The sequence below is a fragment of the Bacteroides sp. A1C1 genome, assembly GCF_004328515.1.
GTDB lineage: Bacteria > Bacteroidota > Bacteroidia > Bacteroidales > Bacteroidaceae > Bacteroides > Bacteroides uniformis.
The window spans coordinates 3,329,741-3,343,268 of sequence record NZ_CP036491.1 but is presented as its reverse complement, the minus strand read 5'-3'; the positions used below and the strand labels follow the sequence as shown (position 1 = coordinate 3,343,268).

Here is a 13,528-nt window from a genome sequence, read left to right as displayed (position 1 = left end):
CAGTATGTTTTGCCGACAAAGGTAGTGATTTGACTTGAATTCCTTCTATTCCAGCAGCTCTTCTATGGAATAATTTTCCCAGAACGCTTTTGTAGAATGCACTAATGAACTGCCCATATAGAGCAGGAACAATACCGCTATGACAATCATCAGGAAACTGACGAGGGCATTGTGTTTTTCTTGCTTAAGCTCAACAGAAACCATAAGAACCTCCTTTTTTGTCAGTACAAAGATAAATGCAGGATGTTTCATTTCTCCTACGCCACTATTACAAATACTTATATTCGTGCCATAAATATACAAAAAAAGGAGCAACTTTATGCTCCTTTTTAAATGTATTTCAGTTTTTATTATTTCAGTTCGCTAACCAACTCTTGGGGAGTGACCATTTTCTGCTCACCGGTCTCCATGTTTTTCAATGTCACCTTACCCTCATTCATCTCATTCTCCCCTACCAAAGCCACAAACGGAATGGCTTTAGAGTTCGCATACCCCATCTGCTTCTTCATCTTGCTTGCATCGGGAAAAATCTCGGCACGAATACCTGCCGCACGAACCCCGGCAAGTACATTCATGGAGAATGCAGCTTCTTTCTCACCAAAGTTGATAAACAACAGCTGAGTACCATTCACTGCTTCTTTCGGATAAAGGTCGAGCTGATTCAGCACATCAAAGATGCGGTCTGCACCGAACGAGATGCCTACACCACTGACACCGGACATGCCGAATACACCCGTCAAATTGTCGTAACGTCCTCCACCGGTGATACTGCCGATTTGCACATCAAGCGCCTTTACTTCGAAGATGGCGCCGGTATAGTAATTCAAGCCACGAGCCAATGTCAAGTCCAACTCGATTTCATTCTTTAAGCCGAGATTCTTCAAAGTGGAAAGGATAAATTCACTTTCCTCCACACCTTTCAGTCCAGTCTCGCTGGCAGCAAGGACCTCCTTCAGAGTTGCGAGTTTCTCTTCATTACTTCCGCTCAACAAAATGATAGGTTGCAGTTTAGCGATAGCCTCGTCACTGATGCCTTTCTCTTTCAACTCGGCATTGACATTATCTAGACCTATCTTATCCAACTTATCGATGGCCACAGTAATATCCACAATCTTGTCAGACTCACCGATGATTTCGGCAATGCCACTCAATATCTTGCGGTTGTTAATCTTGATACAAACACAGATGCCGAAGCGGGTAAATACCGTATCTACAATCTGCATCAGTTCCACTTCGCTCAGCAAGGAATCGCTGCCTACCACGTCGGCATCGCATTGATAGAATTCACGATAACGCCCTTTCTGCGGACGGTCGGCACGCCACACGGGTTGTATCTGATAACGTTTGAAAGGGAAAGTTATTTCATCGCGGTGCATCACCACGTAACGGGCAAAAGGTACTGTGAGGTCATAGCGCAAACCTTTCTCGCAGAACTTACTGGCAAGCTTCACTGCATTACGGCTCAACAGTTCTTCGTCCGTAAGTCCGGAGAAATAATCACCAGAATTCTGTATTTTGAACAAGAGCTTGTCACCTTCCTCACCATACTTCCCCATCAAGGTAGAAAGCATTTCCATTGAGGGCGTTTCTATCTGCTGGAAGCCATAGAGGTGATACACTTCACGAATCGTATTGAATATATAGTTACGCTTCGCCATTTCTACGGGCGAGAAGTCACGGGTTCCTTTCGGAATACTTGGTTTTGCAGCCATAATCAGTTCAATCATTTTAAAAATCGGACGACAAAGTTACAGTATTTTATTGATTGAGAAAAGAGAATGTTTATCTTTATGCCATTACTGCAGTATAAAAGTGACAAAAACAAGCTTTGAACTTACACCTTTACAGAAAAGGTTGAATAATACACAACAGATGAGCTGTTTGATATAAACAGACTATCCATCTAAAGCAAACAGACCATCTGTCCGTATGGAACAGATGGTCTGTTTTTATGTCTGCATCATATACTTAATCTCTGCGTCCCAAGAATATCATGATATAATAAATCAAGGTAGCAAGCGAACCGAGAGCAGCCACTACATACGTATAGGCAGCCGAACGCAGTGCATCTTCCGCTTGTGCATGATTATATGAATTTGTAATGCCGGAATTGCTAAGCCATACCAGCGCACGCTTACTTGCATTGATTTCCACCGGCAAGGTGATGAAGCTGAACAAAGTAGTCAACGCAAACAGTATAATACCCGCCAGTAACAGTTGCGGGAAGGAGTTCAGCATCAAAATACCTGCCAGCAGCAGCCACGTCATCCACTGTGAGGCGAAAGAGACTACCGGCACCAGTTTGCTGCGCATTGTCAACGGAGCGTATGCACACGCATGCTGCACAGCGTGGCCACATTCGTGGGCTGCAACGGCAGCAGCCATGATGCTGTTACTGCTATAAACACTCTCACTCAGGTTTACTGTCTTATTGGCAGGATTATAATGGTCGGTCAGATGTCCAGGAGTATGCGTCACAGTCACATCGTAGATGCCATTATCGTGCAGCATCTTCAAGGCCACGTCTGCTCCCGTCATTCCGTTGCCGGTAGGGATTTTAGAGTACTTCTTGAATTTGTTCTGAAGATTCATCTGTACCAGCCAGCTGACGACGGCAATACCGATAAAAATAATCCATTGCATTCCTATCATTCCTGTTCCCATAATTTTCTTTCTTTAAATTGTGAATAAATCAGTCGTTTCTTATTGTATAACAAATAGTCTGCCAAAAATAAAAGGAAACGGTGAGCAATGCCAGCGTTTCCTTTATCTTTTAGGAAGAATTAAAGATTTCTGATTTATAATTTATTTTTCAATCTCCACCTCTATCACTTTATCGATATCCGTCGGAACCTCCGGCAAGTAAAGCATCACCCCTCCTTCACACTTACGGAACTTCACTGGAAGACGGTCGGCATACCCCACTGCCTTCCTCACTTTCTTGCCTTCCAACGGCAGGAAGAGAGCCTTATCCTGCAATTCGAGAATATGCACGTATAATTTATTTTCTCTTTGTGTAGTGACTCCCCAAGGATGCGGAGCAATGCAGCCGCCACGGGTTCCGTAGATGGTTTCACCGTATACCTTCATCCATTCCCCTACTTCTGCCAGACGCTCCAATGCAACAGCAGGCAGCTCACCGTCCGGCTGAGGACCGATATTCATCAGCAGATTGGCATCTTTACCCGCAGCCTTCACCAGGTAATGTATCAGCGTTTTGGTGGATTTATAATCCTGGTCCGTAATCTTATATCCCCACATTCCATTCATCGTCTCGCAGGTTTCAAGGGGCAAGGCGCTGATATCCTGCCCGGAAAGGCCGGCACGGTTCTCTCCCGGCAGATCGCGCTCGAATATCTGGATGTCCTCGCCGACAAACGGTGCTTGATGATGGTTGTTCCCAACCAGGCAAGCCGGTTGCAGGCGGTGTATCATGGCATATTGCCCGGGCAGTTGCCAATCGAAATCCGGATTCTGGTCCTGGTCCCACCAGCCATCAAACCAGATGGCACCTATTTTTCCATAATTAGTGAGCAACTCGGTCAGCTGGTTGTTCATGAATTTATAGTAGCTGTTCCAGTCGCCCTTCGGATTCGGCCGTCCCGTTCCACGTCCGGTGCGTCCCCACGGAGCATCTTCGCGATACCAGTCAATGTGCGAATAGTAGAGATGCAGACGGATACCTTGCTTGTGGCACTCGTCTGCCAATTCTTTCAGAATATCCCGCTTAAAAGGGGTGGCATCCACAATATTGTAATCGGAAAAGCGTGTGTGGAACATGGAAAAGCCATCGTGATGCCGGGACGTGAAGCAGATATACTTTGCCCCGGACGCTTTGATGGCTGACACCCATCTGGCGGCATCGAACTTGGCAGGATAGAAGCCTCCCGCCAGTTTGGCATACTCCTTATAATTAAGGTTCTTGTTCGTCATGGTCCATTCTCCAGTAGCCAGCATGCTGTATATCCCCCAATGCAGGAAGATACCGAATCGGTTGTCACGAAACTCCTGACGGGATTTCAGATTTTCCTCCGTCGGCTGATAAGTCTGCGACTGTGCGGAGGGCACAAGGAGCAACAGCAGTAAAAAAGACAAAAGACGTGTTTTCATGGCAATAAATAAAAAAGGCACGGATTATCCGGACACCCACGGTTCTTCAGATGAAGCCGCGAAATCCGTGTAATCCGTGCCTAAGGTTATCTGTTTGTTTTATTATTCCTCTGTATATCGTTCGATGGTCTGCTCACGGTCCGGTCCCAAGGAAACAATCTTGATGGGCACACCAAGCTGTTCTTCCAGGAATGACAAATATGCATTGAATTCTTCCGGGAACTCATCTTCACTCTGCATCTTGGTCATATCCGTCTGCCAACCGGGTAGCTCTACATAAACCGGTTCAATAGTCTCGTTGATATCGAACGGGAAGTAATCAATCTCTTCCCCATCCATCTTGTAAGCTACACAAGCCTTAATGGTTTCAAAAGAATCGAGCACATCGCTCTTCATCATAATCAGTTTGGTAACCCCGTCTACCATAATGGCGTATTTCAATGCCACCAAGTCAATCCAACCACAACGGCGCTTACGTCCAGTCACAGACCCGAACTCATGCCCCAGCGTGCAAATCTGGTCACCGGTCTTGTCGAATAATTCCGTCGGGAACGGACCGGCACCTACGCGCGTACAATAGGCCTTGAAAATACCATATACCTCACCAATCTTGTTGGGAGCAATACCCAGACCGGTACAAGCACCCGCACAGACCGTATTGGAAGAAGTGACAAACGGATAAGAACCGAAATCAATGTCTAGCATTGTCCCCTGCGCGCCTTCGCACAATACAGACTTGCCGACAGCCAACAGATTGTTCATCTCGTGTTCACTGTCCACCAACTGGAATTGTTTCAAGTATTCGATACCTTCGAACCATGCCTTCTCCATTTCTGCAAGTTCATACTCATAGTTCAGGCTCTTCAATATCTGTTCATGACGGGCCTTGGCCGCTGCATACTTCTTGTCAAAGTCATGCAGAATGTCGCCTACGCGCACACCGTTACGGCTGATTTTATCCGTATAAGTCGGTCCGATGCCTTTTCCGGTCGTTCCTACCTTTGCATCGCCTTTGGCTGCTTCGTATGCAGCATCCAGTATGCGGTGAGTCGGCAGAATGAGGTGTGCTTTCTTGGAAATGTGCAAGCGTTCCTTCAAGTTATGGCCAGACGCTTCCAAAGATTCGGCTTCCGCTTTGAAGAGAGCCGGGTCAAGCACTACACCGTTACCAATGATATTCACCTTGTCCCCCTGGAATATTCCAGACGGAATGGAACGGAGCACATACTTCTGCCCTTCAAACTCGAGTGTATGTCCGGCATTCGGTCCGCCCTGGAAACGAGCTACGACATCGTATCTCGGAGTTAACACATCAACGACTTTGCCTTTGCCTTCGTCGCCCCATTGTAATCCTAATAATACGTCTACTTTCATTTTTCTTTTTTATGGTTATTATTCTTTTTCTTCCGTTTATTGGCCCGGTCACACTTGCTGCACAACCCATACATATATAAGGAATAGTGCGTAAGATTAAAACGGCTCAGCTTGGTATTCTCAATGGCATGCTGCAACTCCTCGTTCTGAAACTCAGTTACCTTTCCGCACTGGGTGCATATCTGGTGATGGTGTGTATCGCGATTATAAGATTTTTCGTATTGGGAAGAGTTGCCGAACTGATGCTTGATGACCAGACGAGCATTTATAAGCAAAATGATGGTATTGTAAAGCGTTGCACGGCTGACGCGGAAATTCTCCTGGTCGGCCATCAGTGAATAGAGCGTGTCGATATCAAAATGACCGTCTATGGAGTAAATGGTGTCAAGTATGGCATAACGTTCGGGAGTCTTCCGATGCCCGTTCGCATTCAGATATTCAGTGAATATCTGCCTAACTGTATCTTTCACATTCTGACTTTCCATTTGACGGCGCAGTTTTACAGCCAACAAAGTTAATCCTTTTTTGTGGAAAGCAAACGAGAAAGAGATAAAAATTGCGATAAGGGAAATATTCCCTTACCGCATCAGTCTCTATAACCATAGAACTAATCTAACAAACCTCCTCTTTTACAAGATTGTATAGTAATTGTTCTACATCAGAAGAAGAATTGTCCATACCCTCCACCCTGCGGCAAACTTGAAAAGAATTTTCCTCATTTTGCTGCATAAAGCGGCGGATAGCGGTCATGGCTGCATTGCGCACATGATAGGAGCCCGACAAAAAAGCCGTTATTGCCTGGTCGAGGAACTCATTTTCAACCCGTTCACTCATATCCCCTTTCTTCATCAATAGACGGGCTATGGTGAGGAAGCCGCAAACCTGCGTGTATTCGTCCTCGCTTGCAATCCAATGGAAGGACTTGGCAGGCGCATAAGGAAGATGTTGGAATAAATTCATACTAGTAAGTTCTGCAATCTCGATATTACGGATATCTTCCACCCAGATATCGGCTATCTCGGGCAGGAAACTCTCTACTGGCTGTAAAAGTCCCGCCAATATTTTGCACTCTCTGATATCTTCTTTCCACAAAGCCTGAGCCAGAGAGTGGTCCTTCTCGTAACCGGCAGCAATACCCTTGATACGGGGCAGCTCCACGCCAAAGTTCAGCTTATATACCAGCCCTTTTTCACGCATACTTTGGGACACAGCCCCGTTCATTGAGAGACGGAGCTGTGTCTTTATATCTTTCAGCCGCTGATGCAGCTGCTCTTTAGTATCTATCATAGTTCATCATTTATTGACAGAAGGCAATGTAGAATAGTCTTTGCTATAACGCAACATCTGTTCCGCATAACCTTCATCATAAGTCACTGTCACATCTGTTATAGTACCGTTGGCATCCGTCACCGCCTCATATTTCGGATTGACGAAACCCTTATACGGCGCAAGATTCAGCTTCTTGTAGCGTTCCAGCACTTCGGCATGCAAAGCGGGATCGACTTTCACGGCATAGGCTTCCACCAAATCATGGGCACCGGCATAGTCACCGGTGGACTTGATACGCTGTATCTCGGCAAGCAACCGGCCAAACAAGTCACGCACTTTCTCATAATCGTTTATCACGACGTACGTCTTCCCATCCTTCTTTACCAATTCCACAACCTTCTCCGCCGCACCATTTTCATACACCCAGCGCGCTATGAGCTGGCGGTTACGCATATGGGCTTCTTCTACATTGTTGCCCGGTTCGATACGTACAAGCTGTGTCATCAAACCATTCATCAGATAGGTGTAGTATTGAGCCTTATAAGCATCCGCACTTGGAGTAAGCCCCAGTTCCACCAGCTTCGGATCGGCCACGTAGTAGAGTCCGAACAAGTCGGCGCGTGCCTCCTCAATAGTAGAGCCATACGCCTTCAACGCATCCGGGTCCACACCCGGAAGCAATTTGCCGGAACCATGTCCCAAACATTCATGCAGGTCAGTATGCAGTTCATCTGTCACATCTGCGTACTTATCAATCAGTTGAAGCTCTGCATCACTGTACACAAACTCCTCATTGAATCCGTTGCCATGAGCAGCCTTGTTATAAGCATCTGTAATGTTACCGATTGTAACGGATTTCGAACCATGCTGGCTACGTATCCAGTTCGCATTGGGCAGGTTGATGCCGATAGCTGTTGCAGGATACAAGTCACCGGCCAGAATAGCCGCCGTGATTACCTTGGCAGACACCCCTTTCACTTTTTCCTTCTTGAATTGTCCGTCTACCGGTGAATGGTCCTCAAACCACTGTGCATTGCCGCTTATCAACTCTGTACGCCGGGTAGCTTCCAAATCTTTAAAATTCACCAAAGATTCCCAGCTTGCCTTCATGCCGAGCGGGTCACCATAACTTTCGGTAAAACCGTTCACAAAGTCAATGCGTGAGTTCAAATCCTTCACCCACAAAATGGCATATTCATCGAATGTCTTCAAATCGCCGGTTTCATAGAAATCCATCAGTTTGGCTATCACCGCCTTCTGCTCGGGAGTCTCGGCAACTCCTTCCGCCTTCTTCAGCCAATAGACAATCTTTTCAAGTGCCTGTCCATACAAACCACCCACTTTCCATACTTTCTCCTGAATCTTGCCATCCTCTTTCACCAAACGGCTGTTCAAACCATAGGAAACGGGAGTTTCATCCTGCGGATTCTTCAAGGCATTATAAAAGTCTTCGGCTTCTTGCTGCGTCACGCCATCATAATAATTGCATGCGGAAGTCAATACCAAATCTTCACCGGCAGCTTGATTCACCCGCTTGGGCATCACTTTAGGGTCAAAAATAACGGGGAATACTTCCTCGCATAGTTGTTCCACAGTCTGTCCTTCGGCAAGCGGCAACGTAGCTGCATCCACACTCTGTACAGCCTGCCTGAAGAATTCGGGAGTAAATCCCGGAACGAACTTTTCGCTGCCATAGTGATGATGAATGCCATTGGAGAACCATACCCGCTTGAGGTACACTTCCATAGCCTTGAAATCAGGAGTGTTCTTATCTCCATTATAGCCGGTATAGACAGCCTCCAACATCCGGCGAATCGTCAGGTTGTACTTGCCATTCTGATCGAAAAGAATGTCTCTACCCTGCAAAGCCGCTTCCGTCAAATAATAAACCAATTCTTTTTGTTTGAGGGACAAATCCTCAAAACCTGGTACACGGTAACGTAAAATCTGTAAATCTGCAAATTGTTCCACTGTATAGTCAAATTTTTCTGCCTCAGCAGTTGTTTTCGGATTTCCGCCACAAGCCGTCAATAGAGAAAGGGCAGTCACCATAGAAATCAGTTGTTTCTTCATGTGTCGGGAATATATGGATTGGTATTAAAAAAGAAGAAAAGGAAGTATCCCGAAACAACTGTTCCGAAATATTTCCTTTTTATTCATTCAATCATACAGAATTATTTCTTCTTAGCCTCTTTTTCAGCGTGTCTTTTACGATATCCATTAGGAGTCTCACCTACATTTTTATAAAAAGCAGCATAAAAAGACTGACGGTTTGCAAAGCCTACCATCGTACTGATTTCCTCTACATTCTTGTCAGCATATCTTTTGTCTGTCAACAAATGCTGCGCTTCTTTTACTCTATATTCATTCAGCAGGCAAGAGTAGTTCATGCCGAAGCGTGAATTCACCACTGCAGATAAATAGCGGGTATTGGTCTGCAATTCTTTCGCCAAATCCTTAGCGGAATAATCAGCATCTCTATACTTCTTTTGTACAACAACGATATTCAATATCTTGTCATACAACTCATCTGCCAATTCCGGCCTTATCAAAGAACGGTAGGCAGCATTCTTTTCTTTCTTTTCGCGCAGGTTGTAAGGACGTTTCTTCGTTCCTTTTTCCTGGGCATTGTTTTCTAAATCACTCATTGAATTAACTGGTTAGGGTTGTTTAAAATCGGAAAAGCCAAAGGGTTAGCCCTTTAGACTTTACAAAAGTCAGACATTTTTTTTTAATACACAACTTTTCCCGTATATATTTTTGATAAATAAACAACGAAAAAGGTTGAAAAGTAGCTCAATTCAGCCATTAATAAGAAACTTTAACCTTTTGCGGAAACTCATATGATACTAAATCTTGATGACTTTCCATTTGTAGTATATGCAATAATTAGTGTACCTTTGTCGGAAGAAATCCATACTGCCAGATTATGCTACAAACGCTCAAGACATATTTCGGTTACGACAGTTTCCGCCCCTTACAAGAAGACATCATACGCCATCTGATGGACCGTAAAGACGCATTGGTACTGATGCCGACGGGAGGCGGAAAATCCATCTGCTATCAACTTCCCGCCTTATTGAGTGAAGGCACGGCGGTAGTGGTTTCTCCGCTCATTTCCTTGATGAAGGACCAAGTGGAAACGCTCTGTGCAAACGGCATCGCGGCCGGTGCACTGAACAGCAATAATGATGAAACAGAGAATGCTTCCCTACGACGTGCATGCATGGAAGGCAAGCTGAAACTACTATATATTTCTCCTGAAAAATTATTGACGGAAGCCAACTATCTGTTAAGAGATATGCATATTTCCCTTTTCGCCATTGATGAAGCTCACTGCATCTCACAATGGGGACACGATTTCCGTCCGGAATATACACAGATGGGCATCCTTCACCAACAGTTTCCCCAGGTTCCCATCATTGCACTTACTGCCACAGCCGACAAAATAACCCGTGAAGATATTATTAAACAGCTACGCCTCAACCAACCCAGGGTTTTCATTTCATCTTTCGACCGTCCCAACTTGAGCCTCACCGTAAAAAGAGGTTACCAGCAGAAGGAAAAAAGCAAAGCCATCCTCGACTTCATTGCCCGCCATCCGGGAGAGAGCGGCATTATTTATTGCATGAGCCGCAGCAAGACTGAAACAGTGGCACAAATGCTTCAAAAACAAGGGATAAAATCAGCGGTCTATCATGCAGGACTGTCACCGGCACGAAGAGATGAAGCGCAAGACGACTTCATCAATGACCGCGTGCAAGTGGTATGCGCCACCATCGCCTTTGGAATGGGAATTGACAAAAGCAATGTACGCTGGGTAATTCATTACAATTTGCCCAAAAGCATTGAAAGTTTCTATCAGGAAATAGGACGTGCCGGACGGGACGGAATGCCCAGTGACACCCTTTTGTTCTATTCACTGGCCGACCTCATTCTGCTCACTAAATTCGCAACGGACAGTGGACAGCAAAGCATCAACCTGGAAAAACTGCAACGCATGCAGCAATATGCGGAAGCAGATATCTGCCGCCGCCGCATTCTGTTAAGCTATTTCGGTGAAAATACGACTTGCGACTGTGGAAACTGTGATGTATGCAAAAATCCTCCCGAGCGTTTCGATGGTACAATAATCGTACAAAAGGCACTTAGTGCAATCGCGCGTTCCGAGCAGCAGATAGGGACCGGTATTTTAGTGGACATCCTCCGAGGAAACATGAGTTCTGAAGTTACAGAAAGAGGATACCATCGTCTTAAGACCTTTGGAGTCGGGCGTGAAGTACCCGCCAGAGATTGGCATGACTACCTGCTGCAAATGTTGCAACTCGGCTATTTCGAAATAGCCTACAATGAAAACAACCATCTGAAAATTACTCAAAGCGGAACAGATATCTTGTTTGGCAGAGCACGCGCCCTGCTTGTCACCATCCGCCGCGAGGAAGCTGTACAAACTACAAGAGGCCGTAAACGCAAGGCTACAGTTCCAACCAAAGAATTGCCATTGGGATTGCCCAATACAGAAAGTGGGGAACTTTTCGAGGCTCTCCGCACTCTCCGCAAACGCCTTGCCGACCAGGAAGCACTCCCTGCCTATATCGTACTGTCTGACAAAGTACTCCACCTGCTAAGCACCTCCCGCCCCACCACCATAGAAGATTTTGGTAATATCAGCGGTATCGGTGAATATAAGAAGAAGAAATACGGAAAAGAGTTTGTGGAGCTGATACGGAAATATAGTTGAATATTATTTACACTGCAACAACAATTCCCTGAGGTCACCTTGCGGTACGCCAAGCGAAATGGCTTTTTCGAAGTCACGTTTTGCCAACTCCTTTTTCTTTTGGGAAAGATAAATTTGTCCCCGTATCAAGTAGGCTTCCGTCTGTGAAGGATCCAGCTTAATAGCTTCTTCCAAGTCCATCATGGCCAGGTCTACATGTTTCATATCCTGCTCCACACCCGCACGTGCCACGTAAAGCACGGCATATTGCTGGGTAGTCAGCCGGATAGATTCTCCTCCTTTTTCTGCAATCATGGCATTCAATATCGAAAGCGCCGCTTCATATTTGCCCTCCTTCTGCTCCAGTGTAGCCAACCCCAGACGGCCATTGTAACTCCGGGGGGCAAGTTTCAGCAGACGTTCATAATCAGACTTTGCAAAATTATAGTTGCGCTGCCGCATATAGATATAGGCGCGCATTAGCAAGGCTTCCTGATTATCGCTCTCTATATCCAGCACCAAAGAATAGTCTATCCGGGCCAAATCATCCTTCCCCAACTCAAGATAAAGAGCGGCACGGTTCATCAGGGCAGGTATGGCACGCGGAGCAATGTTCAATGCCAGAGTATACGAGTCAAGGGCCTGCTCATACCGGTGTTGCCGACGCTGTATCGTTCCCAAGTTGGAGAACAGCATAGCGTTATGAGGGTTGGCAGGCTCCATTTTCAAAGCTTGTTCAATGTATTTTTCGGCCAATGACAAGCTATCCTGCTCCGTGGCTGCAACCGCACGTTCGCTCAGTTCTTGATAGGTTTGTGAAAAGGCAGAAAACATCGTGGCTCCACACAAAAGGAAAGAAAAAATAAATTTCTTCATATAATCGTTCAGTATTTATTCCAAAGGATAGGTATCGAAAGCAAACAGTTCTGTTGACAAATAGCGTTCCCCCGTATCGGGCAGTAGGGCAACAATCATTTTATCCGCAAATTCAGGGCGTTCGGCCAGCAACCGTGCCGCATATACCGCTGCACCGGATGAGATGCCGGCCAGCAAGCCTTCCGTAGAAGCCAGCTCCCGTCCTCCACGAATGGCCTCGTCATCGGGTACCGGAATAACCTCGTCTACTACAGAAGCATCATAAATGGAAGGAATAAAATTGGCTCCAATCCCCTGGATGCGGTGCGGTGCGTCTTCCCCTCCTTCCAGGACCGGAGAGGAGGCAGGTTCTACAGCCACAACATAGACATCCGGATTGTGTTTCTTCAAGGCACGCGCCACTCCACAGACCGTGCCGCCCGTGCCCACACCGGCAACAAAAACAGTAACTTTGCCATCCGTGTCCGTCCAGATTTCTTCCCCCGTAGTATGTTCATGAGCCTTGGCATTGGAGGGATTCTCAAACTGTTGCAGAATAACCGCACCGGGTATCGCATCCCGCAGTTCTTTCGCTTTGGCAATGGAGCCGGACATACCTGCCAGCCCGTCGGTCAGTACAATCTCCGCGCCCAAGGCTTTCAACAGATTACGGCGTTCCACACTCATGGTCTCCGGCATGGTCAATATCAAATGGTATCCCTTGATGGTTGCCACCATCGCCAGTCCCACGCCGGTATTGCCACTGGTAGGTTCAATAATCGTAGCTCCGGGTTTCAAAGCCCCACGTGCCTCGGCATCCTCAATCATGGCAAATGCCACACGGTCCTTCACGCTTCCCGCCGGATTAAAAGATTCCAGTTTTGCCACTACGTTTCTTTTCAATCCGTATTTACGGCTGTATTCAGCCAATTCCATCAAAGGAGTATGCCCAATCAACTCCGTCAGGTTCTTTGCAATTTTCGCCATAATCTTATTGTCTAATACATTCTTCCCGCACATACTTGCGGTGCATGGATATGCTGACAAAGATATGCAAATTCCAAGAAATAAACCGTGCGGGAAAGGAAAGATTATGCTGCCATCTACCAAAGCTTAACACGAATAAAGAGGATGAAAGGATATGAAACGATTGAAGAAGGAAAAATGGGAAGGAAGAACCATATCTGACAATCAGCGACT

General features: G+C 46.1%; 12 protein-coding genes. 1 reads left to right on the top strand and 11 read right to left on the bottom strand.

Translation table 11 applies throughout. The features are described from left to right. Positions 1-45: 45 nt before the first annotated feature. The 9 genes from EYA81_RS19255 to EYA81_RS13680 all read right to left on the bottom strand — a co-directional run bounded on the left by EYA81_RS19255 (position 46) and on the right by EYA81_RS13680 (position 9,401). Complete coding sequence (locus tag EYA81_RS19255) at positions 46-204, bottom strand: hypothetical protein (RefSeq protein WP_165491391.1); 159 nt, start codon at positions 202-204, stop codon at positions 46-48. A gap of 146 nt (positions 205-350) precedes the next feature. Continuing rightward, the gene (gene hisS / locus EYA81_RS13715; protein WP_131225917.1) at positions 351-1,712 is read right to left on the bottom strand and encodes a histidine--tRNA ligase; all 1,362 of its coding nucleotides are present in this window, start codon (positions 1,710-1,712) and stop codon (positions 351-353) included. A 256-nt stretch (positions 1,713-1,968) separates the two neighbouring features. Next, entirely contained in the window at positions 1,969-2,664 is a 696-nt protein-coding gene (locus EYA81_RS13710) for a zinc metallopeptidase (RefSeq protein WP_117965136.1), read from the bottom strand. Between the two features lie 141 nt (positions 2,665-2,805). Then, positions 2,806-4,110 carry an alpha-L-fucosidase gene (locus tag EYA81_RS13705; RefSeq protein ID WP_117974543.1) on the bottom strand — a complete coding sequence of 435 codons (1,305 nt, stop codon included), beginning with the start codon at positions 4,108-4,110 and terminating at the stop codon, positions 2,806-2,808. Positions 4,111-4,212: 102 nt separating this feature from the next. Next, positions 4,213-5,484, bottom strand: coding sequence for an adenylosuccinate synthase (locus EYA81_RS13700; protein ID WP_117601582.1), 1,272 nt, complete (start codon positions 5,482-5,484; stop codon positions 4,213-4,215). Continuing rightward, positions 5,481-5,969: a Fur family transcriptional regulator gene (locus EYA81_RS13695; RefSeq protein ID WP_005835580.1), complete on the bottom strand. Its 489-nt coding sequence runs from the start codon at positions 5,967-5,969 to the stop codon at positions 5,481-5,483. The genes EYA81_RS13700 and EYA81_RS13695 overlap by 4 nt, the downstream gene beginning before the upstream one ends. A gap of 127 nt (positions 5,970-6,096) precedes the next feature. Beyond that, complete coding sequence (locus EYA81_RS13690) at positions 6,097-6,771, bottom strand: DNA alkylation repair protein (protein ID WP_117601583.1); 675 nt, start codon at positions 6,769-6,771, stop codon at positions 6,097-6,099. A 6-nt stretch (positions 6,772-6,777) separates the two neighbouring features. After that, the gene (locus tag EYA81_RS13685) at positions 6,778-8,826 is read right to left on the bottom strand and encodes a dihydrofolate reductase (RefSeq protein ID WP_117601584.1); all 2,049 of its coding nucleotides are present in this window, start codon (positions 8,824-8,826) and stop codon (positions 6,778-6,780) included. A 101-nt stretch (positions 8,827-8,927) separates the two neighbouring features. Further along, positions 8,928-9,401: an AraC family transcriptional regulator gene (locus tag EYA81_RS13680; protein ID WP_117601585.1), complete on the bottom strand. Its 474-nt coding sequence runs from the start codon at positions 9,399-9,401 to the stop codon at positions 8,928-8,930. A 281-nt stretch (positions 9,402-9,682) separates the two neighbouring features. Here EYA81_RS13680 and recQ point away from each other — a divergent pair, with 281 nt between their 5' ends. Then, positions 9,683-11,494, top strand: coding sequence for a DNA helicase RecQ (recQ, locus tag EYA81_RS13675; RefSeq protein WP_131225915.1), 1,812 nt, complete (start codon positions 9,683-9,685; stop codon positions 11,492-11,494). A gap of 3 nt (positions 11,495-11,497) precedes the next feature. On the opposite strand, the gene EYA81_RS13670 is transcribed toward recQ, so the two are convergent. Together EYA81_RS13670 and cysK are read right to left on the bottom strand one after the other, a co-directional pair. Next, positions 11,498-12,349: a lipopolysaccharide assembly protein LapB gene (locus EYA81_RS13670; protein ID WP_131225913.1), complete on the bottom strand. Its 852-nt coding sequence runs from the start codon at positions 12,347-12,349 to the stop codon at positions 11,498-11,500. A 15-nt stretch (positions 12,350-12,364) separates the two neighbouring features. Next, positions 12,365-13,315 carry a cysteine synthase A gene (gene cysK, locus EYA81_RS13665; protein ID WP_131225911.1) on the bottom strand — a complete coding sequence of 317 codons (951 nt, stop codon included), beginning with the start codon at positions 13,313-13,315 and terminating at the stop codon, positions 12,365-12,367. Positions 13,316-13,528: the final 213 nt, after the last annotated feature.